Raw genomic sequence first — 20,744 nt, 5'->3', positions numbered from 1 at the left:
GATAACGCTCCCTTGACATGTCCTGTGACTGCCATCATAGTACTGGGTACTAGAGCGCGCTAGTAGAGCGCTCTAGATCGTAAACCCAGCGAGTGAGGAGGTGCGTCGGTGGCAGCCAGCACGGGCGGCGTCGACACCCCACACCCCGCGCGGTTCGACGTACTCACGATGGGCCGGGTGGGTGTGGACATCTACCCGCAGCAGGTGGGTGTCGGGCTGGCGGATGTGACCAGCTTCGGGAAGTACCTGGGCGGGAGCCCGACGAACGTCGCGGTGGCCGCCGCTCGTTACGGGCAGGACTCCGCGGTCATCACGCGCACCGGGCAGGACCCGTTCGGCACGTTCGTGCACAAGGCCCTGCGGGGCTACGGCGTGGACGACCGTTTCGTGACCGCGGTACCCGGCCTGCCGACGCCGGTGACCTTCTGCGAGATCTTCCCGCCGGACGACTTCCCGCTGTACTTCTACCGCGAACCCAAGGCCCCCGACCTGGAGATCTCCGCCGACGAGCTGGACTTCGACACGATCGCGGGGGCAGGCATCTTCTGGACCACGGTGACGGGGCTGTGCACCGAGCCGTCCCGGTCGGCCACGCTCGCCGCGCTGCGGGCTCGTGGCCGGAGGGGGATCACGATCCTGGACCTGGACTACCGGCCGATGTTCTGGGACTCCGCCGAACAGGCCCGCGCGGTGATCGATTCCGCTCTGGAGCACGTCACCGTGGCCGTCGGCAACATCGCGGAGTGCGAGACGGCGATCGGCCTGACCGAGCCGGTCGCGATCACCCGCGCGCTACGCGAGCGCGGTATCGAGCTCGCGGTGGTCAAGCAGGGACCGCGCGGGGTGCTGGCCGACGACGGGACCGGCCCTGTGGAGGTGCCGCCGGCTCCTGTGGAGGTCGTCAACGGGCTGGGCGCAGGCGATGCCTTCGGCGGGGCACTGTGCCACGGGCTGCTGTCCGGTTGGGACACCGAAAGCACGATCGCGTTCGCCAACGCGGCGGGTGCGCTGGTCGCCGGGCAGTTCGCGTGTTCGGACGCGATGCCCACAGAGGCCGAGGTGCGCCGCAAGCTCGGGGAGGTGTCCCGTGCCTGAACACCACAGCGCAGGCTCCTACCGGCTGCCGGACGCGCAGATCAGCCGGATCGTGCGTACCCGGGTGCACGAACCCGCCGCGATCGCCGAGGCCGCGGCCCGGCGCGCGGCCGCGAAGTCCCCGGTCGGCTCCGGCGACCGAGCGATGATCATCGCGGCCGACCATCCGGCGCGCGGCGCCAACGCGGTGGGCTCCGACCCGCAGGCCATGGCCGACCGGGCCGAGCTGCTCGGCAGGCTGCGCGTCGCACTGGACCGCCCTGGCGTGACCGGCATCCTCGGCACCGCCGACATCATCGATGACCTGCTACTGCTCGGCGCGCTCGACGGCAAGGTCGTGATCGGGTCGATGAACCGCTCCGGGCTCGCCGGGTCCACCTTCGAGATCGACGACCGGTTCACCGGCTACGACGCCGAGTCGCTGTCGGCGGCGGGCTTCGACGGCGGGAAGGTGCTCACCCGCATCGCGCTGGACGACCCCAGCACCCCGTCGGTGCTGGAAGGCACCGCGCGGGCGGTCGACGAGCTGGCCGACCGCGATCTCATGGCGATGATCGAGCCGTTCGTGTCGTACTGGACGGACGGGGCGCTGCGCAACGACCTCTCCCCCGAAGCGGTCATCCGCTCGATCACCATCGCCGCAGGCCTCGGACGCACCTCGGCGCATACCTGGCTGAAACTGCCCGCAGTGGACGACGTGGAGCGCGTCATGGCCTCGTCCACCCTGCCTGCGCTGCTGCTCGGCGGGGAGGTCACCGACCGCGACTCCGCCTTCGCCAGCTGGTCCCGGGCACTCGCCGTGCCCACTGTGTACGGACTGATCGTGGGGCGCTCCCTGCTGTACCCGCACGACGACGACGTTGCCGGAGCCGTAGACGAGGCGGTGAGCTTGCTGTGAACTCGAAGTACCACCTGCGCGCTGGATCGACCGAGGAGGGGCCGTACCCGGTGGCCGTCACCCCGGAGTCCGCGGGCTGGGGATACTCCGGCCTCCGGGTCCTCACCCTGGCTCCCGGTGGCAGCCACCGGGTCACGACCGGAGCCGACGAGATGCTCGTGCTGCCGCTGTCCGGGAGCTGCTCGGTGGAGTGCGCCGGGCAGTCGTTCGCGCTGGACGGCCGGGCGGACGTGTTCTCCGGCCCGACCGACTTCGCCTACCTCCCGCGCGATGCGGCAGCCGTGATCACCAGCGAGACCGGCGGCCGGTTCGCGCTGCCCTCCTCCCGCTGCGAGCACGCCCTCGCCCCGCGCTACCAGTCCGCCGCGAACACCCGGCCCGAGCTGCGCGGGGCGGGAAACTGCAGCAGGCAGGTCAACAACTACTGCCTGCCGCACACCTTCGACGCCGATCGCATCCTGGTCTGCGAGGTGCTCACCCCGTCAGGCAACTGGTCGTCCTACCCGCCGCACAAGCACGACGAGCAACGGGAAGGCGAGAGCCGGCTGGAAGAGATCTACTACTTCGAGGTCGGGTCCGGCCCGCGTGGACCGGGCATGGCCTACCAGCGGGTGTACGGCTCCGACGCGGGTCCGATCGACGTGTGCGCCGAGGTCGCCTCCGGCGATGTGGTGCTGATCCCGCACGGCTGGCACGGCCCGTCGATGGCCGTCCCCGGGTACGACCTGTACTACCTCAACGTCATGGCGGGCCCCGGCGAGGAGCGTGCCTGGCGCATCTGCGACGACCCGGCGCACGGGTGGATCCGCGAGGAGTGGCAACAGCAGGAGATCGACCCCCGGCTGCCGTTCGGCACCGACCGCGACGGGAAGGCGTGAGCGCAGATGAGCGAGACCGTCCGGCTGACGACCGGCCAGGCCGTCGTGCGCTTCCTGGCCGCCCAGTTCAGCGAGCGCGACGGCGCCGAGCAGCGGCTGATCCCCGGCATGTGGGGAATCTTCGGGCACGGCAACGTCGCCGGGGTCGGTCAGGCTCTGCTGCAGGCCGCGCACACCAGCGACGAGCACAGCGGCGGACTTCCTTATTACCTGGCCCGTAACGAGCAGGCGATGGTGCACACCTCCGCCGCGTTCGCCAAGATGCGTGACCGGCTGGCCACGTTCGCCTGCACCGCATCCACCGGTCCCGGCTCCACCAACATGATCACCGGCGCCGCGCTGGCCACCACCAACCGGCTGCCGGTGCTGCTGTTGCCGAGCGACATGTTCGCCACCCGCTACCCGGACCCGGTGCTGCAGCAGCTGGAGGACACCCGGGGCGGGGACGTCACCGTCAACGACGCGTTCCGGCCGGTATCGAAGTACTTCGACCGCATCACCCGACCCGAACAGCTCATCCCGGCCGCGCTGGCGGCGATGCGGGTGCTGACCGACCCGGCCGAGACGGGCGCGGTCACGTTGTGCCTGCCGCAGGACGTGCAGGCCGAGGCATTCGACTGGCCGGCCGGGTTCTTCGCCCGCCGGGTGTGGCACGTTCCCCGCCCGGCACCGGAGCCGGCAGCGATCGCCCGCGCCGCCGAGGTCCTGCGCACCGCGCGCAGGCCGCTGGTCGTCGCTGGTGGCGGGGTGGTCTACTCCGGAGCCGGGGAGCAGCTGGCCGAGCTGGCGAACGCGACCGGTGTGCCGGTGGCCGACACGCACGCCGGTAAGGGCGCGCTACCGGCCGATCACCCGTGCGCGGTCGGCGGGATCGGTTCCACCGGCACCGCTGCCGCGAACGCGCTGGCTGCCGAGGCCGATGTCGTGCTCGGGATCGGCACCCGCTACTCCGACTTCACCACCGCCAGCCACACGGTGTTCGGCAACCCCGACGTGACCTTCGTGAACCTCAACGTCGCCCGGTTGGACGCGGTCAAGCACTCGGCCGTGGCCGTGACAGCCGACGCGCGGGAGGGCCTGCGGGCACTGCTCGCCGAGCTCGACGGGTGGCGGGTCGAGACGTCCTACCGCGACCATGCCGGGCGGCTCGCCGCCGAGTGGCGCCGGGTGACCGACGAGTGCTACTCGCGCGGCCACGGCCCGCTACCCGCGCAGACCGAGGTCATCGGGGCGGTCAGCGAGGCAGCGGGCGAGCGCGACGTGGTCATCAACGCCGCCGGATCCATGCCAGGCGACCTGCAGATGCTGTGGCGCGCCCGCGACCCCAAGGCCTACAACGTCGAGTACGCCTACTCCTGCATGGGATACGAGGTCGCCGCCGGGCTGGGCACGAAGATGGCCGCCGCCGACCGCGAGGTGTTCGTACTCGTCGGCGACGGCTCGTACCTGATGCTGAGCTCGGAGCTGGTCACCATGATCTCCGAGGGCATCAAGGTCGTCATCGTGCTCGTGCAGAACCACGGGTTCGCCTCCATCGGCTCGCTGTCCGAGGAGCTGGGGTCCCAGCGGTTCGGCACCGCCTACCGGTACCGCTCCGGCGAGTCCGGCCTGCTCGACGGGGAGGCGCTGCCGGTGGACCTGGCCGCCAATGCCGCAAGCCTCGGCGCCACCGTCCTGCGGGCGGGCTCCGTCGCGGAGCTGCGCGACGCCCTTGCCGAGGCCAGGGCGAACTCCACGACGACCGTCGTGCACATCGACACCGACCTGTTCGGCCCCGGCCCGCCAGGATCCGGGTGGTGGGACGTGCCGGTAGCAGAGGTGTCCCGGATGGACAGTACGGCCAAGGCCTACGAGACCTATGCCGCACACAAGCAGAACCAACGCCACTACCTCTAGGAGAGCATCACCGTGACGAGCATTCAGCACTGGATCAACGGGGCGGGCACCCCGGGAGTGGCGACCCGGACCGGGCCCGTGTTCAACCCCGCTACCGGCAGGCAGCAGGCCGAGGTCGTACTCGCCGATCCCGCCGATGTCGACACCGCGGTGGCCGCGGCAGGCAAGGCTTTCGAGTCGTGGGGCGACTCGTCACTGACACAGCGGCAGCGGGTCATGTTCACCTTCCGCGAGCTGCTCGTCCGCCACGAGGACGAGCTCGCCAGGCTGATCTCCGCCGAGCACGGCAAGGTGATCGACGACGCGAGGGGCGAGATCGTGCGCGGCCGCGAGGTCGTCGAGTACGCCTGCGGCATCGCCGAGGCACTCAAGGGCAGCTTCTCCGACCAGGTCTCCAGCGGCGTGGACGTGCACAGCCTCCGGCAGCCCCTCGGGGTCTGCGCGGGCATCACCCCGTTCAACTTCCCCATCATGGTGCCGCTGTGGATGCACCCGGTGGCGATCGCGACCGGCAACACCTTCGTACTCAAGCCGAGCGAGCGTGACCCGTCGGCGTCGAACTTCGTCGCCGAGCTCTACGCCGAGGCCGGGCTCCCCGACGGGGTGTTCAACGTCGTGCACGGCGACAAGACCGCCGTAGACGCCGTCCTGGACCACCCAGACGTCGCGGCCGTCTCGTTCGTCGGCTCCACCCCCATCGCCCGCTACGTCCACGAACGCGCCACGGCGACCGGCAAGCGCGTACAGGCGCTCGGCGGCGCGAAGAACCACGCGGTCGTGCTGCCGGACGCCGACCTCGAGTTCGCTGCCGACCACCTGACCGCGGCCGCCTACGGATCGGCCGGGCAGCGTTGCATGGCCGTATCCGTCGGGGTGGCCGTCGGCGACGCGGGCGACGCCCTGGTCGACGTGCTCGCCCGCAAGGCGAACGAGATCACCGTCGGCCCCGGCGACGCCCCGGGTACCGACATGGGACCGGTCGTGACCGCGGAGGCCCGCGGGCGCGTGATCGACGCCGTGCGCTCCGGCGCGGAGCAAGGCGCCGACGTCGTCGTCGACGGCCGCGAGCTGACCGTGCCCGGCCACGAGGAGGGATTCTTCGTCGGACCGTCCCTTCTGGACAGGGTTACTCCCGAGATGGACGCCTACCAGCAGGAGATCTTCGGACCCGTGCTGTCCGTCGCGCGCGCCGGAACGGTCGACGAGGCGATCGAACTGATCAACAACAACCCGTACGGCAACGGCACGGCCATCTTCACCGGCGACGGCCACGCGGCGCGGCGGTTCGGCCGGGAGGTGAGCGTCGGCATGATCGGCGTCAACGTGCCGATCCCCGTGCCGATGTCGTACTACTCCTTCGGCGGGTGGAAGGACTCCCTCATCGGCGACTCCCCGATCCACGGCCCCGAAGGCGTGCGCTTCTACACCCGCAACAAGGTCATCACCAGCCGCTGGCCGCATACCTCGCGCACATCCGGTGCGGCCTTCCACTTCCCCACCACCAGCTGAACCACCGAGGAGCACCCGTTGAGTACCGCATCCCTGCCCCCCACCGCGCGCGCGGTGATCAACAACCTGTGCCTGGGCTCCGCCCCCGACTCCTGGGGTGTGTGGTTCCCCTCCGACGAGCATCAGGTCCCGTACACCCGGTTCCTCGACGAGCTGGCCGAGGCCGGTTACACCTGGCTGGAGATCGGGCCGTACGGCTACCTGCCGACCGACCCGGACCGACTTGCCGAGGAGGTGGGCCGGCGCGGACTGAAGGTGTCCGGCGGAACGACCTTCGGTGCGCTGCACCGGCCCGAGCAGTGGGACGAGATGCTCGCCACCACCCGCACGGTCGCCGAGCTGACCGCGGCACTCGGCGCGCAGCACCTGGTGTACATCCCCACGATGTACCGCGACGAGAAGACCGGCGGATACACGGAGGAGCCCACGCTGACCGCCGAGCAGTGGGCGCAGTACGGCGCCGCCGCGAGCGAGCTCGGCAAGATCCTGCTCGAGGAGTACGGCGTGCGGCTGTGCCTGCACCCGCACGCGGACAGCCACATCCAGACCCAGGAGGAGATCGAGCGCTACCTCAACGAGAGCGACTCCCGTTACGCGAACCTCTGCCTGGACACCGGGCACGTGGCCTACGGCGGCGGCGACAACATCGACCTGATCCGCCGGTATGCCGAGCGCGTCGAGTACGTGCACATCAAACAGATGGACGGCGACGTGCTCCGGCAGGTCTGGGACGAGGGCCTGTCCTTCGGCGAGGCCGTCAAGCGTGGTGTCTGTGTCGAGCCACCCGCCGGCGTACCGAACCCCGCCGGGATCATCGATGAACTGTCCACACAGGCCTTGGACCGCTTCGTCATCGTCGAGCAGGACCTGTACCCCTGCGCACCCGATGTCCCGCTGCCGATCGCCATCCGCACCCGGCAGTACCTGAACTCCTGCGGCCTGTCCGGAACCGCGCGGCCGCGACCGACCCCCCGAACCACAGACCACACCTGACCGCCCAGCGGCCGGTGCCGCCGGCCGTACCACCGCACAGAGAGGTGCCGACCATGTCACACACGATCCGTAGAGCAGGATTCGCCGCGACCCTCGCCGGGGCGCTCGCCTTCGCGACCGCGTGCAGCTCCGAAGGCGGGCAGCAGGCGCAGGACGAGGCCGTGGAGAAGCCCGAGCTGGACGTCGCCCTGATCACCCACGCCGTGCCCGGCGACACGTTCTGGGACATCGTCCGCGCCGGAGCCGAGGACGCGGCAGCCAAGAGCAACATCAATCTGCAATACCACGGCGACCCGGAGGTCCGCGAGCAGGCCAACCTCGTGGACAACGCGATCGACCAGGGTGTCGACGGGATCGCCCTGACCCTGGCGACCCCGGAGGGTCTCGAGGGTGCCGTGCAACGCGCCAACGAGGCCGGCATCCCGGTCGTCGGTCTCAACTCCGGTATCGAGGACTGGGAAGAGCTCGGCGTGCTGCAGTACTTCGGCACCGACGAGGCCCTCGCTGGCACGGCCTTCGGTGAGCGTCTCAGCGAGGAGACCGACGCCGACAAGGCGCTGTGCGTGATCCAGGAGCAGGGTCACGTGGCCCTGGAGACGCGGTGCGGCTCGCTGGCCGATGCCTTCGACGGTGACACCGAGAAGCTGTACGTGGACGGGGCCGACATGCCCTCGGTGCAGTCCGGTATCCAGGCCAAACTGCAGGAGGACTCCGAGATCGACTACGTGGTGACGCTGGGTGCGCCGTACGCCATGACCGCGCTGGACTCGGTCGACGGCGCCGGGAGCGATGCCACCGTGGCGACCTTCGACCTCAACACCGAAGCTGCCGAGGCGATCAAGGAAGGCGACATCGAGTTCGCCGTGGACCAGCAGCCCTACCTGCAGGGCTACCTGGCGATCGACTCGTTCTGGCTGTACGCGCACAACGGCAACTACAGCGGCGGCGGGGAGGAGCCGGTGCTGACCGGTCCCGCGTTCGTCGACTCGGAGAACATCGACGAGATCGCCGAGTTCGCCGCGGAAGGGACCCGGTGATCGTCCATGACGCGTACCGCTAGTCCCCCCGAACCTTCCGGCCCGCAGGGGGCGGCTCCGGCTACCGAGCCGGCTGCCGCCGCCCCGGCCCGGATCACGCAACGCTCGCTGGGTAGACGGTTCCTGTCCCGGCCCGAGGTGGGCTCGCTGATGGGTGCGGTGGCGGTGTTCGTGCTGTTCTTCGTCATCTCCGACACGTTCCGCAGCGCGGACGCCATCACCACCGTGCTGTATGCCAGCTCCACGATCGGCATCATGGCCGTCGGCGTCTCGCTGCTGATGATCGGTGGCGAGTTCGACCTCTCCGCCGGTGTCGGCGTGATCACCTCCGCGCTGGCTGCCGGGATGTTCGCCTTCCAATTCTCCACCAACGTCTGGGTCGGGGTGGCCTTCGCCCTCGCCGTCTCCCTGACGATCGGCTACATCAACGGACTGCTGGTGATCAAGACCAAGCTACCCAGCTTCCTGATCACCCTGTCGATGTTCATGATGCTCCAGGGTCTCAACCTGGCCGTCACCAGAGCCGTGACCGGAAGTGTCTCCACCCAGTCGATCTCGAACATGGACGGGTTCTCCTCGGCACAGTCGGTGTTCGCGACCTCGTTCACCCTCGGCCCGGTCTCGGTGCGCATCACCGTGCTGTGGTGGATCGTGTTCGTGGCCCTGGCCACCTGGGTGCTGCTGCGGTCCAGGGTGGGTAACTGGATCTACGCAGCGGGCGGCAACGCCGACGCCGCTCGCGCGGTCGGCGTCCCGGTCAACTACACCAAGATCGGCCTGTTCATGACGGTCGGGTTCATGGCCTGGTTCGTCGGAATGCACCAGCTCTTCCGCTTCAACACGGTGCAGTCCGGCGAGGGTGTCGGCATGGAGCTGCTCTACATCGCCGCATGCGTCATCGGCGGCTGCGCCCTGATGGGCGGCTGGGGCACTGCCGTTGGAGCCGCCATCGGCGCGTTCATCTTCGGCATGGCCAAGATGGGCATCGTCTACGCCGGCTGGAACGCCGACCTGTTCATGTTCTTCATCGGCGCAACGCTGCTGCTGGCCACCCTGCTCAATCTGTGGGTGCGGCTGCGCACCGCCAGGAGGTAACCGCCATGTCCGACAACTCTCCCTCCAGCCCCCTCGTCGAGCTCGCGGGCGTCGGCAAGAACTTCGGCAACATCATCGCGCTGAGCGACGTCAGCTTCGCGGTGCGGCCGGCCGAGGTGAGCTGCATCCTCGGCGACAACGGTGCGGGCAAGTCCACACTGATCAAGATCGTCTCAGGGCTGCACCAGCACACCGCGGGAAGCTACCGGGTCGACGGCGAACCCGTGAAGTTCACCTCGCCCCGCGACGCCCTCGATCGCGGGATCGCCACCGTGTACCAGGACCTGGCCCTGGTGCCGCTGATGCCGGTCTGGCGGAACTTCTTCCTCGGTTCCGAGCTGACCAGAGGTGTCTGGCCGTTCCGGCAGATCAGGGCCGAGGAGATGCGGGACACTGCCGATGCCGAACTCAAGGCGATGGGCATCGAGGTCCCGGACATCAACCAGCCCGTGAACACCCTCTCGGGAGGTCAGCGTCAGGTGCTGGCGATCGCGCGCGCGATCCACTTCGGGGCTCGCGTGCTCATCCTCGACGAGCCCACAGCGGCCCTCGGCGTGAAGCAGGCGGGCGTCGTGCTGAAGTACATCTCCTCGGCACGCGAGGCGGGCCTCGGGGTCATCCTCATCAGCCACAACCCGCATCACGCGTACATGGTCGGTGACCACTTCACCATCCTGAAGCAGGGCACGGTGGATCTCTCCGCGCCTCGCTCCGAGCTCGGACTCGACGAGCTCACGCACTACATGGCCGGTGGGGCCGAGCTCGAGACCCTGCAACACGAGCTCCGAAGCATGGACCCCCCGGACGTCGGTGCTGTCCACGAGCTGAGCGAGTCGAGGTAAGGAGCGTCGGAGTATGACCGTCCAAGTTGGTGTGATCGGCACCGGGATGATCGGGCAGGAGCACATCCGCAGGCTGACAGACACCGTGGCAGGAGCGCGGGTGAGCACGGTGTCCGACGTGGATACCGAACGTGCCAAGGAGGTCGCCTCGGGCGTGGACGCCAGAGCGGTGGACACCGGCCAGGAGGTGATCGACGACCCGGCCGTCGACGCCGTGCTCGTCACCTCGTGGGGTCCGACCCATGCCGAGTACGTGCTCGCGGCGATCGAGGCGGGCAAGTACGTCTTCTGCGAGAAGCCGCTGGCCACCACGGCGGAGGACTGCAGGCGCATCGTGGACGCCGAGATGGCACGAGGCCGCAGGTTGGTGCAGGTCGGGTTCATGCGCCGGTACGACCCCGGGTACCGGGCGATGAAGGACGCCATCGATTCGGGCTCGATCGGCGCGGCGCTGCTGATGCACTGCGCGCACCGCAACGCCACCGTCCCGGAGACCTATCACTCGGAGATGGCCACGCACGACACGGCGATCCACGAGATCGACACCGTGCGCTGGCTGCTGAACGAGGAGATCCGTTCCGCGCAGGTACTCAAGCCGCGCACCACCAGCCTGCGGTTCGAGCACCTGCAGGACCCGCAGATTCTGCTGTTCGAGACGGCAGGCGGCGTGCGGGTGGATGTGGAGGTGTTCGTCAACTGCCAGTACGGCTACGACATCCGCTGCGAGACGGTGGGTGAGCGGGGAACGCTGACGTTGCCCGACCCGCACCAGGTGGTGCTGCGCAGCGACTCCCAGGTTCGCACGCACGTGCACCAGCACTGGAAGACCCGGTTCGCGGAGGCGTTCGATGTGGAGTTCCAGGAGTGGGTCGGCTCCGTTCTGGATGACGAGATAGCCGGTCCGAGTTCCTGGGACGGCTACGCGGCAGCGGTGACCGCCGATGCCACCGTCCAGGCGCTGCATTCCGGCCGGGTCGTCGACGTCCCGTTGCCGGAGCGCCCGGCGTTCTACGCCTGACCCGGCGCGCCACCCGAGCTCACCTCACCGACACCCTTCGAACGGAGACTGCCATGAAAATCGCGGTCGACCCCTTCATGCTCCGCGACCTGTCGCTCACGGACATGGTCCGCACCGTCGCCGACCTCGGTTACTCCTACATCGAGCTCTCGCCACGCGAGGACTTCCTCCCGTTCTTCGTGCACCCAAGGGCCGACGACGAGCGGGTAGCCGAGCTCAAGACCGCCCTGCGGGAGACAGGCGTGCAGCTGGCTTCGGTGCTGCCGCTGTATCGCTGGTCGGGCCCGGACGAGGACGAGCGCCAGGCGGCTGTGCGGTACTGGAAGCGCGCCATCGAGGTCACCAGCGAGCTCGGCTGCGAGCTGATGAACTCCGAGTTCAACGGGCGCCCGGAACGGCCTGCCGAGAGCGAGGCCCAGTTCTGGCGGTCGATGGAGGAGCTGCTCCCGGTGTTCGAGCGGGAAGGGATCGCGCTGAACCTGGAACCGCACCCGGACGACTTCTGCGAGCGCAACGCCGCCGGGGTCGACCTGGTGCGCGCGATCAACAAGCCGTGGGTGAACTACCTGTACTGCGCCCCGCACACGTTCCACCTGTCCGACGGGGCGGGCGACGTAGCGGGGATGATGCGGTACGCCGGGTCGAAGCTGCGGCACGTGCACATCTCGGACTCCTTCAACCACAAGGGGTCGTCGGGGTTGCGCTACATCACCAACCCGCCCGGCAGCCCCGCCCGCATCCACCAGCACCTCGACATCGGCCAGGGGGAGGTGGACTGGGGCGAGTTCTTCGCGACGCTGCGCGAGGTCGGGTTCGACGGTGTCGCCACCGTGTGCGTGTTCGCCTGGGAGGAGCGGGCACGGGAGTCGCTGGCCTACAACCTGGAGCGGGTCGGCAAGGAACTCGCTGCCTGACCCTCTCTGCGAAGGAGCTACCCGTGAAAGCCGTCGTTCTCACATCCCGGCGCCGCCATGAACTGTGCGACATGCCCGTTCCGGAACCCGGCCATGACGAGGTGCTGGTGCGCTCGCACTACTGCGGGATCTGCGGCAGCGACCTGCACGGCCCCGAGATCGAGGATCTCTTCCGTTCGGACGTGATCTCCGGTCACGAGTTCGCAGGCGAGATCGTCGCCGTCGGGCAGGGAGTCACCGACTGGACCGTCGGCCAGCGGGTCACCGCCAACCCGAACGGCAACGTGTGCCACCGGTGCCGGTACTGCCGCGACGGCCGGTACAACCTCTGCAGGGTCGGCACCCGGGACAACCCGCTCGGGGTGGCGCGGGACGGCGGCATGGCCGAGTATGTCGCCCTGCACACCTCGTACCTGCACGAGCTCCCGGACAGCGTGGACACCCGGCGGGGTGCGTGGACCGAGCCACTCGCCGTCGCGATCCGCGCGGTGCGGACGTCGCCGCTGCGCGTCGGGGACAGTGCGGCGGTCATCGGGGGCGGGCCGGTGGGCCAGCTCGTGCTGCAGGTCCTGCGCCGCGCGGGTGCTACGCGGGTGCTGATGGTCGAGCCGTCCCCGTTCCGGCGGGAGGTCGCGGCCCGGCTGGGTGCGGACGAGACGCTCACGCCCGACGAGGTGACCGCCAGGGCGGGCGCGGGCGAGCTCGCCGACGTCGACCACGTCCTTGAGTGCTCCGGCCACGTCGACGCCGTGCAGATGGCGCTGGACCTGGTGGCCGCCGGTGGCAGCATCCGCCTCGTGGGGATGGCCCCGAAGCCACCGTCCTTCGATGCCGTGCAGGCGATCACCAAGGAGGTTCGGATCCTGGGAGGGTTCATCTACGTCGAGGAGTTCGCTCAGGCGATCGACCTGCTCGCGGCGAACGCGATCGATGTCGAGACCCTGACGACGACGCTGACCCCGCTCGAGGAGTTCGCCGATGCGTTCGCGGCACTGCGTGAGCCGGAGACGACGATGAAGGTGCTGATCGAGACGGGAGCGAGGAGCCGATGACGGGAACGGAGAACATCCGGATAGGGCTGGTCGGCTACGGCAAGGGCGGCCGGTACTTCCACGCACCCCTGCTGGCGGGCGCGGACGGGTGCGAGCTGGCAGGCGCGGTCACCCTGTCCCCGGAGCGACGCCACGAGCTCGCGCGGGACTTCCCCGAGGCCCGCCCGTACGCGAGCCTGGCCGAGCTGGTCGCCTCGGGCGTCGACGCGGTGGTCGTCACCACGCCCGTCGATACCCACATGGAGCTGGTACACGAGGCCATCGCCCTGCGGACGCCGGTGGTGTGTGACAAGCCGTTCGCCCTGGACGCGGCGAGCGCGCGCGAGGCGGTGACGGCTGCCGAGCAGGCCGGCGTGCTGCTGACCGTGTACCAGAACCGGCGCTGGGACGCGGACTTCCGGACAGTGGCACGGCTCGTGGACTCCGGTGAGCTGGGAACGGTGGCCCGGTTCGAGTCGCGGATGGAACAGTACCGTCCACAGGCCGGGCTGACCCCGGTTTCCGGTGGCCTCCTGCGGGACTTCGGCAGCCACGTTGTCGACCAGGCCATGTGGTTGTTCGGGCCGGTGAGCTCGGTCTACGCGGAGAAGGACGCGCGCGCCGATCTCGACGGGCTGGACACCTGGTTCTTCGCGTCCCTGCACCACAGGGACGGTGTGACGTCCCACCTGTGGGGCGACCTCGACCTGCAGGGCGGACCGGGCTGGCGGTTCCGCGTCACCGGCAGCGGCGGAACGTTCGCTGTGGAGAGCGACGACGGTCAGGCCGACCAGCTGCTCGGAGGCCGCACCCCGGCGTCCGAGGGTGCAGCGTGGGGATCGGTGCCCGAGGAACGGTGGGGACGGCTCTACCGTGCCGGTACCGGCGAGACCGTACCGTCCGAGCAGGGCGACTGGACCCGCTTCTACGCGGGGCTGGCCGCCGCGGTTCGCGGCTACGGGCCTCTCCCTGTCGACCCGTGGGACTCCGTGGCCACGCTGGAAGTACTCGACGCCGCCCGCACCAGCGCCGAGAAGGGCCAGGTGGTCGAGATCGGCCGCTGAGGCGGACCGGTAGACGTCCCGCGGAAAGACGTCACAGCGCGCGGAGGAACTCCCGCCAGCACTCACCGGGCACGGTCAGCGCGCCCTCGGTGGGATGCTTCGAGTCGCGGACCCCGACAACGGGGCCGGCGAAAGCGACCTCGACGCAGTTGTAGTCGTCGGTGCTGTAGGAGCTCTTGCGCCAACGCTGGTACTCGCCGTGCGGCATCGTTACTCGACTACCTCTCCTGGATAGATCTCGTCGGCAAGCATCTTGATGAGTTTGACCGAGTCCGCCGGGGAGAGTGCCTTGTCCACGACTCCCGATATCGCAGTGCGGACGTACTCGACGTCCGCACGCTCCTCCAGATACATGGCCGTACCCTGTGCTTCAAGTATCACCAGGCTCGGCTGATCCGCGAAGTCCATCAGGAAGAACGGGCCTTTCCAGCCGACGTATTGCCCCGCCTGCAAGGGAACAACACGCACCGTAATATTCGGGCGGCCTGCTTCGTCAGCCAAATGGTGCAATTGCCGTCGCATAACGCCGGGATCCCCGACGCAACGACGCAAGACCATCTCATCGATGATCGCGATCAGTGACGTGCCCGGATGTCTGAGCTTGACCTGGCGACCCATCCGCATCGTCACAAGTTCATCCACTTCGGACTCAGTGAGAGTGGTGGAGAAACCCGAGATGAGGGCGGCAGCGTACTCGGCGGTCTGTAACAACCCTGGAACTACGGACAGCTCGAAGTTGTAGAGCTTAGTCGCGTCTGTCTCCAGTCGAAGGAACTCGCGCCACCGCGACGGCAGGGATCCGGTCGCCGGCCCCGACCACCAGCCAGGCTCGCTTGCCTTGCGCACCAGGTCCAGCAACTCCTCCCGTCGTTGCTCGGGTACGCGGTAGAGACCGAGCAGCGCTGCGACGTCCTCGACGTGCAGTCCCCGGTTGCCGGTCTCGATCCGGCTGACCTTACTCGGGGACATGCCGAGGATCTCGGCGACCTGTGCACCGGACATGCCTGCTTCCTCGCGGAGCCTGCGTAGCTCGGTGGAGACCTGGCGCGATCGCGCGCTGAGGTTCTGTGTCGGCGGCATGGTGCCATCCTTACCGGGAGAAGACGCCCGAGCAATCACCACATTGGCTGTCTTGCTGTCACCTGTGGCAAGGTGCCACGTTCTCGTCACCACCGACGGGAAGGGTGACCATGGAACCATCACGAGAGACCTTGCTGGAGATGTTGGCAGAGGGAGCCGACTTCCAGCGGCCGCGCCTGTTCGCCCTCTACCGGCTCACACAACTGCCGGGAAACGGGGAGCTTGAACCGCTCATCGGCTGGGGCATGGATTTCCCTGATGACCTCGGCACCGTCTTCTACTGCCCGGACAGCAGGAACACCTGGTACTCGCAGTCCGCGGAACGGCTGCTCCACCTGCACCGCCGCTTCGGCGAGGCGCACCTTGTCTGGCTGGACGACCGACCAGGCGGCGATCGCACGTCGGCTGAGTTCGATCGCTAACACGCTTGATGGTCGAACAACAGTTCGATATACTGTGAGTGTGTCGGAGTTCGTGCAGGTGGTCGGTCCGGCCGGGGTGATGTTCCTCCCGGCCGGGCAGGCGCCTGCGGTCGCGTTCACGCCCGAAGAGCAGGCCGAGATCCGGTGCCGCACCTTCACCGGCGAGCAAGTCGCTGACCTCACTGCTGAGCAGGTGATCGAGACGTTGGCGGCCGCACGGCGGATCCGGGCGCATACCGATGCGATCGAGGCGCACGCGCTGGCCCGGCTCGACCAGTTGCGGGGGCAGGATCGCTATGTGGCGGATGAGGCCGCGCTCGAACTGCGGGTGTCGCGGCATACGGCGGCGCTGCGGCTGCACCGGGCGCGCCAACTCACGCAACGCATGCCGAGGCTGCTGGACGCGATGGAAGCCGGGGAGGTCGAGGGTGCTGCCGCCGGGCGGATCACCGACACCACCGACATGCTCGACGACCAGCAGGCCCGCCAGGTGGACACACAGCTGGCCGAGAAACTCGACTCCGGCCGGGTGAGTCCCACGAATCCGGCCAACCTGGCCCGGGCGGCCCGCAGGCTCGTGGAACACGCCGACCCCGACGGGCAGGCGGAGCGTGCGCGGCAGGCCCGGGCGGGGCGGAAGGTGGAGCTGTTGCCCGGGGAGGACGGGATGTCCACCCTCGCCGCTGATCTGCCTGCCGAGGTCGCGGCCTCCGCGTACGCGCGGATCGATGCGATGGCCCGCACACAGCGCAGCCGGGGTGATGCGCGCACGTTGGACCAATTACGGGCCGACATCCACGCCGACCTGCTGCTGGGCCAAGACCCCGGCATCACCGCCCCGCAGGCGGCCGCGACGGTGTTCCTGCACATGCCGGTCGACACCGCGCTGGGCATGTCGGATACCGGCTGCGAACTCTCCGGGTACGGACCCCTGCCGGCACCCATCGCCCGGCAGATCCTGGCCAGCCGGCACAGCGTATGGCGCAAAGTCCTCACCGACCCCGCCAGCGGGGCCGTCCTCGACGTCGGCCGCAAGCGCTACCGCCCCACCGCCGCCATCCGCGACCTCATCGCCGTCCGCGACGCCGAATGCACCGCACCCGGCTGCCACCGGCCCGCCCAGCACAGCGACTACGACCACCTGCAGGGCTGGCACCACAACGGCACCACTGCCGAGACCAACGGCGGCGCCAAATGCCGATGGCACCACGCACTGAAGGATCATCCCCAGTGGTCACTCGACCACGAGCCCGCCAGCGGCACCACCACCGTCACCACCCCCACCGGACGGTGCTACACCCACCACCGGCGCCCACCCGCCGAGGTTCAGAAACCATCCATACTGGACCGGCCCACCGGCCGCACAACCAGCGGCACCGACCCACCGGGCGACCCGCCATTCTGAACCGTGCCGTGGGTGCTGGCATCCCGGCCGAGCGACTGCCCGTCACTGCCCGACCCGTACCGGCTTCCCGCTGCGGGCGGACTCCTCGCACGCCTCCGCCAGGCGCAGGCTGGTCAGGCTGTCCCGCGCCGGAGACGGGTTACCCGCCGTGCCCGCCACCATGTCGGTGAACACCCGCATCTCGTTGAGATACGCGGGCCGGTAGCGCTCCTGGAAACTCGAGTGGGCGTTCGGGCTGAGCCGGGGCCCATCCGGCTCCGCCGAGCGCAGCGGCGTTCGCGCGTCCACGCCGATACCGAGCGAGTCCACGCTGGTGAACACCTCGGTGCGGCAGTCGTAGCCGACCGGGTCGTGCCGCCCTGCCGACAGCAACGCGTGCGCGCCGCCCGCGAAACGCAGCGTCGCGACCACGTTGTCCCAGTCGCCGACCTCGGCGAACGAGGAGTTCACCAGCACCGACCCCGAGGCGTAAACCTCCTCGACCTCGTCACCGACCAGCCACGGCACCGCGTCCAGGTCGTGGATCAGGCAGTCCTTGACCAGCCCGCCGGACGAGGCGATGAACTCCGGAGGAGGCGGATCGGCGTCGTTACACACCGCGCGTACCAGGTACACCCGCCCGGCCTCGCCGGAGCGCAACCGCCGGTGCACCTCCACGGTGGCGGGGTCGAACCTGCGGTGGAAACCGACCACGACCGGCACCCCACTTGCCTCGATGTCGACCACCAGCGACTCCGTCTCCGCCAGGCTCCCCGCCAGCGGTTTCTCGCACAGCACCGGCGTGCCCGCGCCGATCGCCCTGCGCACGGTATCCGGATGACTCCCGGTCGGGGTGGCCACCAGCACCCCGTCGGAAGCCGACAGCAACGCGTCCAGATCGGCGACCGACCGCGCCTTCGTGCCCACCGCTCCTGCGGCCTCGGCGGACTTGCCGGCGACGGGATCGTAGAGCAGCACGGTGTCGACCGCGTCGAGAGTTGCCAGGTTCGTGGCGTGCATCAGGCCGATACGGCCCAGCCCGACCACTCCGATCCTCATCCGTAACCCTTTCGCCGCGCGTCCACTACATCCCGGCATCCCGAGCCGATTGGAGCGCTCTACCAGTTAGAGCGCTCCAATCCTGTATGGTGATCTCGGCGGGTGTCAAGGGGCATGCGAGCGAGGAGCGCCTGGTGATCACACCGACGATGGAGGATGTCGCCGCGCGTGCCGGGGTCTCGCGTGCCCTGGTCTCGCTGGTGATGCGCGGCTCCCCCAAGGTCAGCACGCGCCGCAGGGAGGCCGTGCTACACGCCGCCGAGGAGCTGGGTTACGCGCCGCACGCGGCCGCGCGTTCCCTGGCGAGCAGGAACTCCAGGATCCTCGGTGTGCTGGTGTCCGATCTGCACAACCCGTTCTTCGCCGAGATCATCGACGGGATCGATGCCACAGCACACGCCGAGGGGTTCGAACTCGTCATCAACACCGGCGGGCGCAGCCCCGCCCGCGAGCGTGCGGCCGTGACGAACCTGCTGTCGTTCCGCCCTGCCGGCGTCCTCCTCCTCGGGCCCGCCGTGCCGGCGTCGGTGATCTCCGATGCCGCCGCGAGGCTGCCCGTCGTACTTGTCGCGCGCGGCTCCCGCCTGGCTTCCGTGGACACCGTGCAGGATCACGGCAAGGTCGGCTCCGCCCTGGCCGTCGACCGGCTCGTCGAGCTGGGCCACGGCCGCATCGCACATTTCGACGGCGGGAGGGCCGCCCAGTCCGCTGCGCGGCGCACCGGTTACCGCACGGCGATGCGCGGGCACGGGCTCGAACCCGACGTGATTCCGAGCGAGTACACCGAGGTGGCCGGGGAGAAGGCAGCGGCCGAGCTGCTCGCGCGCGGCGACCACCTCCCTACTGCCGTGCTCGCGGCCAACGACGTGAACGCGATCGGAGCGATCTCCACGTTCGGCCGGGCCGGGCTTCGCGTCCCGGAGGACATCTCGGTCGTCGGCTACGACAACACCTCGCTGGCTGCCTTCCGCCACATCGGCCTGACCACGGTGGACCAGCCGCGCGCCGAGATGGGACGGCTGGCCACCGAAGCGTTACTGCAACGCGTGCGGGGCGAACGCACCACACCGGTTCGCCACCTGCTGCGCCCCTCGCTCGTCGAGCGCACCACGACCGGCACGGCCTCGTGAGCTCCTGCCGGGCCGGTACGAGACGCTCGCCGCCGTCAAGCCTGGGATCGTGGGCTCGACAGCGATAGCATCGGACAGCATCCGTACCGATGCGGCGATCACGACCTGGGGGTCCCATGACGACCGGACCATCACACCAGGAGACCAGGGCGGCTCGCGGCCCGGTCCGGGCGGATGAGCGCGCACTCACTCCCGACCTCGCCCGGGGGCTGATGCTGCTGCTCATCGTGCTGTCCAACACGGCGTACTTCCTGTGGGACACCGACTACAGCAGCGCGGGCGAGTACCCGGAGCCGGAGTGGCTCGCCGACTCGGTGGCGCAGTTCCTGATGATCGCCGTGCTCGACGTCCGCGTCTACCCGTTGTTCGCGTTCCTGTTCGGGTACGGGATGGTGCAGCTGTACCATCGTCAGCTCCGGGCGGGAAGCGATGAGCGCGCGGCGCAGGCTCTGCTGCGCAGGCGCAGCCTCTGGCTGGTGCTGTTCGGCTTCGTCCACGCCGCCCTGCTGCTCGCCACCGAGGTGCTGGCGGCCTACGGGCTGATCAGCCTCGTGCTGGGCTGGTTGTTCCTCCGCAGGCGCACGAGCACGATGCTCGTCTGGTGCGCGGTCGGCACGGGTGTGCTGACGATCGGTTTCGTCATGGCTGCCGGGACCGTGGTCGCGCTGGCGACCGGGACACTTACCATCCCGGGCGAGGCCGAGCTCGCCAGCACGCGAGCGGAGCTGGCAGGCGCAGGAGAGGAAAGCTGGGTCGCTGCGGTGGGCATCCGGCTGTCCAGCTGGGCACTGATTCTCGCCCTGAACTCGCTCGCCGTCGTGCCGCCCGTGGCCATGCTGCTCGGCATGTGGGCAGCGCACCGGCGCATCCTGGAGGAACCACACGATCACCTGCGGCTGCTACGGCGGGTCGCCGTGCTCGGGATCGCCATCGGGCTGGCCGGCTCGCTGCCGTCGGCACTGCAGCACGTCGGGCTGGCCAACATCCACCCGGCGGCGGGCCTCACCGGGGAGATGCTGTTCGCCATGCAGTGGACCACCGGGCTCGCAGGCGGCATGGGCTACGTCGCACTGTTCGGGCTCATCACCCACGCGCTGTCCGCGCGGGCGCGGTCGAGCGCCCCGGTGCTCGCGGTGAGCGCGCTCGGGAAACGGTCGCTTTCCGGCTACCTCAGCCACTCGGTCGTCATGGCACCCGTGCTCGCCGCATGGGGGCTCGGGCTCGGAGCGGTGCTGACCAGCGCGAGCATGGCGGCGTTCGCCATGGGACTGTGGCTTGTGACCGTTGTCGCGGCACTCGCCCTGGAGCGCACCGGGCTCCGCGGTCCAGCCGAATGGCTGCTGCGCAAACTCATCTACCGCTGACACGGCCGCGACCGGGCCCGCTCACACCCCCGAAA

The 20,744-nt window shown here is 69.3% G+C and carries 20 protein-coding genes; 17 read left to right on the top strand and 3 right to left on the bottom strand.

What is annotated here, in order from left to right; all coding sequences use genetic code 11:
• Positions 1-108: 108 nt before the first annotated feature.
• Genes iolC through H0B56_RS03250 form a run of 13 tightly spaced genes read left to right on the top strand, consistent with a single transcriptional unit; the run spans position 109 to position 14,270 of the window.
• Complete coding sequence (gene iolC / locus H0B56_RS03310; RefSeq protein WP_343063733.1) at positions 109-1,095, top strand: 5-dehydro-2-deoxygluconokinase; 987 nt, start codon at positions 109-111, stop codon at positions 1,093-1,095.
• A 40-nt stretch (positions 1,096-1,135) separates the two neighbouring features.
• Positions 1,136-1,993, top strand: coding sequence for a Cgl0159 family (beta/alpha)8-fold protein (locus H0B56_RS03305; RefSeq protein ID WP_425484488.1), 858 nt, complete (start codon positions 1,136-1,138; stop codon positions 1,991-1,993).
• Positions 1,990-2,871, top strand: a complete 882-nt coding sequence (gene iolB, locus H0B56_RS03300; RefSeq protein ID WP_180891414.1) for a 5-deoxy-glucuronate isomerase — start codon at positions 1,990-1,992, stop codon at positions 2,869-2,871. Before H0B56_RS03305 ends, iolB begins: the two co-directional genes overlap by 4 nt.
• A gap of 6 nt (positions 2,872-2,877) precedes the next feature.
• Complete coding sequence (gene iolD, locus H0B56_RS03295) at positions 2,878-4,767, top strand: 3D-(3,5/4)-trihydroxycyclohexane-1,2-dione acylhydrolase (decyclizing) (RefSeq protein WP_180891413.1); 1,890 nt, start codon at positions 2,878-2,880, stop codon at positions 4,765-4,767.
• 12 nt (positions 4,768-4,779) lie between these two features.
• On the top strand, positions 4,780-6,276 hold the full coding sequence (locus H0B56_RS03290) for a CoA-acylating methylmalonate-semialdehyde dehydrogenase (protein WP_180891412.1): 1,497 nt from the start codon (positions 4,780-4,782) through the stop codon (positions 6,274-6,276).
• A gap of 18 nt (positions 6,277-6,294) precedes the next feature.
• Positions 6,295-7,269 carry a TIM barrel protein gene (locus tag H0B56_RS03285; protein ID WP_180891411.1) on the top strand — a complete coding sequence of 325 codons (975 nt, stop codon included), beginning with the start codon at positions 6,295-6,297 and terminating at the stop codon, positions 7,267-7,269.
• A gap of 53 nt (positions 7,270-7,322) precedes the next feature.
• Positions 7,323-8,306 carry a substrate-binding domain-containing protein gene (locus H0B56_RS03280; RefSeq protein WP_180891410.1) on the top strand — a complete coding sequence of 328 codons (984 nt, stop codon included), beginning with the start codon at positions 7,323-7,325 and terminating at the stop codon, positions 8,304-8,306.
• 6 nt (positions 8,307-8,312) lie between these two features.
• Positions 8,313-9,401 (top strand): ABC transporter permease, encoded by a 1,089-nt coding sequence (locus tag H0B56_RS03275; RefSeq protein WP_180891409.1) that lies wholly within the window; start codon positions 8,313-8,315, stop codon positions 9,399-9,401.
• A 5-nt stretch (positions 9,402-9,406) separates the two neighbouring features.
• Complete coding sequence (locus H0B56_RS03270) at positions 9,407-10,243, top strand: ATP-binding cassette domain-containing protein (RefSeq protein ID WP_180891408.1); 837 nt, start codon at positions 9,407-9,409, stop codon at positions 10,241-10,243.
• Between the two features lie 13 nt (positions 10,244-10,256).
• Positions 10,257-11,261, top strand: coding sequence for a Gfo/Idh/MocA family protein (locus tag H0B56_RS03265; RefSeq protein ID WP_180891407.1), 1,005 nt, complete (start codon positions 10,257-10,259; stop codon positions 11,259-11,261).
• A gap of 53 nt (positions 11,262-11,314) precedes the next feature.
• A complete protein-coding gene (locus tag H0B56_RS03260) occupies positions 11,315-12,175 on the top strand; it encodes a sugar phosphate isomerase/epimerase family protein (RefSeq protein WP_180891406.1) in 861 nt (286 codons plus the stop codon).
• Between the two features lie 23 nt (positions 12,176-12,198).
• Complete coding sequence (locus H0B56_RS03255; protein WP_180891405.1) at positions 12,199-13,227, top strand: alcohol dehydrogenase catalytic domain-containing protein; 1,029 nt, start codon at positions 12,199-12,201, stop codon at positions 13,225-13,227.
• Positions 13,224-14,270, top strand: a complete 1,047-nt coding sequence (locus tag H0B56_RS03250) for a Gfo/Idh/MocA family protein (RefSeq protein ID WP_180891404.1) — start codon at positions 13,224-13,226, stop codon at positions 14,268-14,270. The genes H0B56_RS03255 and H0B56_RS03250 overlap by 4 nt, the downstream gene beginning before the upstream one ends.
• Positions 14,271-14,301: 31 nt before the next feature.
• On the opposite strand, the gene H0B56_RS03245 is transcribed toward H0B56_RS03250, so the two are convergent.
• Together H0B56_RS03245 and H0B56_RS03240 are read right to left on the bottom strand one after the other, a co-directional pair.
• Entirely contained in the window at positions 14,302-14,478 is a 177-nt protein-coding gene (locus H0B56_RS03245; RefSeq protein ID WP_180891403.1) for a DUF397 domain-containing protein, read from the bottom strand.
• Between the two features lie 2 nt (positions 14,479-14,480).
• The gene (locus tag H0B56_RS03240) at positions 14,481-15,350 is read right to left on the bottom strand and encodes a helix-turn-helix domain-containing protein (protein WP_180891402.1); all 870 of its coding nucleotides are present in this window, start codon (positions 15,348-15,350) and stop codon (positions 14,481-14,483) included.
• Positions 15,351-15,460: 110 nt separating this feature from the next.
• Between H0B56_RS03240 and H0B56_RS03235 the strand changes: the two genes are divergently transcribed.
• Positions 15,461-15,772 (top strand): hypothetical protein, encoded by a 312-nt coding sequence (locus H0B56_RS03235; protein WP_180891401.1) that lies wholly within the window; start codon positions 15,461-15,463, stop codon positions 15,770-15,772.
• 40 nt (positions 15,773-15,812) lie between these two features.
• Positions 15,813-17,177, top strand: a complete 1,365-nt coding sequence (locus H0B56_RS03230; RefSeq protein ID WP_180891400.1) for a DUF222 domain-containing protein — start codon at positions 15,813-15,815, stop codon at positions 17,175-17,177.
• A 42-nt stretch (positions 17,178-17,219) separates the two neighbouring features.
• Here H0B56_RS03230 and H0B56_RS03225 read toward each other — a convergent pair whose 3' ends face one another.
• The gene (locus tag H0B56_RS03225) at positions 17,220-18,215 is read right to left on the bottom strand and encodes a Gfo/Idh/MocA family protein (protein ID WP_180891399.1); all 996 of its coding nucleotides are present in this window, start codon (positions 18,213-18,215) and stop codon (positions 17,220-17,222) included.
• A gap of 134 nt (positions 18,216-18,349) precedes the next feature.
• On the opposite strand from H0B56_RS03225, the gene H0B56_RS03220 reads away from it, so the two are divergent.
• Together H0B56_RS03220 and H0B56_RS03215 are read left to right on the top strand one after the other, a co-directional pair.
• The gene (locus H0B56_RS03220) at positions 18,350-19,345 is read left to right on the top strand and encodes a substrate-binding domain-containing protein (protein WP_180891398.1); all 996 of its coding nucleotides are present in this window, start codon (positions 18,350-18,352) and stop codon (positions 19,343-19,345) included.
• Between the two features lie 116 nt (positions 19,346-19,461).
• Positions 19,462-20,709: a DUF418 domain-containing protein gene (locus tag H0B56_RS03215; protein WP_219632105.1), complete on the top strand. Its 1,248-nt coding sequence runs from the start codon at positions 19,462-19,464 to the stop codon at positions 20,707-20,709.
• Positions 20,710-20,744: the final 35 nt, after the last annotated feature.

It is taken from the genome of Haloechinothrix aidingensis (assembly GCF_013450155.1).
GTDB classification, from domain to species: Bacteria; Actinomycetota; Actinomycetes; order Mycobacteriales; family Pseudonocardiaceae; genus Haloechinothrix; species Haloechinothrix aidingensis.
The sequence above is the reverse complement of the archived record's forward strand: the minus strand, read 5'-3'. Positions and strand labels throughout refer to the sequence as shown.

What these genes read in the sequence shown, in the direction of transcription:
- H0B56_RS03260 (WP_180891406.1), top strand. Translation starts at nt 11,315, where the DNA reads ATGAAAATCGCGGTCGACCCCTTCATGCTCCGCGACCTGTCGCTCACG.
- H0B56_RS03270 (WP_180891408.1), top strand. Translation starts at nt 9,407, where the DNA reads ATGTCCGACAACTCTCCCTCCAGCCCCCTCGTCGAGCTCGCGGGCGTC.
- H0B56_RS03215 (WP_219632105.1), top strand. Translation starts at nt 19,462, where the DNA reads ATGACGACCGGACCATCACACCAGGAGACCAGGGCGGCTCGCGGCCCG.
- H0B56_RS03250 (WP_180891404.1), top strand. Translation starts at nt 13,224, where the DNA reads ATGACGGGAACGGAGAACATCCGGATAGGGCTGGTCGGCTACGGCAAG.
- iolD (WP_180891413.1), top strand. Translation starts at nt 2,878, where the DNA reads ATGAGCGAGACCGTCCGGCTGACGACCGGCCAGGCCGTCGTGCGCTTC.
- H0B56_RS03235 (WP_180891401.1), top strand. Translation starts at nt 15,461, where the DNA reads ATGGAACCATCACGAGAGACCTTGCTGGAGATGTTGGCAGAGGGAGCC.
- H0B56_RS03225 (WP_180891399.1), bottom strand. Translation starts at nt 18,215, where the DNA reads ATGAGGATCGGAGTGGTCGGGCTGGGCCGTATCGGCCTGATGCACGCC.
- H0B56_RS03245 (WP_180891403.1), bottom strand. Translation starts at nt 14,478, where the DNA reads ATGCCGCACGGCGAGTACCAGCGTTGGCGCAAGAGCTCCTACAGCACC.
- H0B56_RS03240 (WP_180891402.1), bottom strand. Translation starts at nt 15,350, where the DNA reads ATGCCGCCGACACAGAACCTCAGCGCGCGATCGCGCCAGGTCTCCACC.
- H0B56_RS03265 (WP_180891407.1), top strand. Translation starts at nt 10,257, where the DNA reads ATGACCGTCCAAGTTGGTGTGATCGGCACCGGGATGATCGGGCAGGAG.
- H0B56_RS03275 (WP_180891409.1), top strand. Translation starts at nt 8,313, where the DNA reads ATGACGCGTACCGCTAGTCCCCCCGAACCTTCCGGCCCGCAGGGGGCG.
- H0B56_RS03280 (WP_180891410.1), top strand. Translation starts at nt 7,323, where the DNA reads ATGTCACACACGATCCGTAGAGCAGGATTCGCCGCGACCCTCGCCGGG.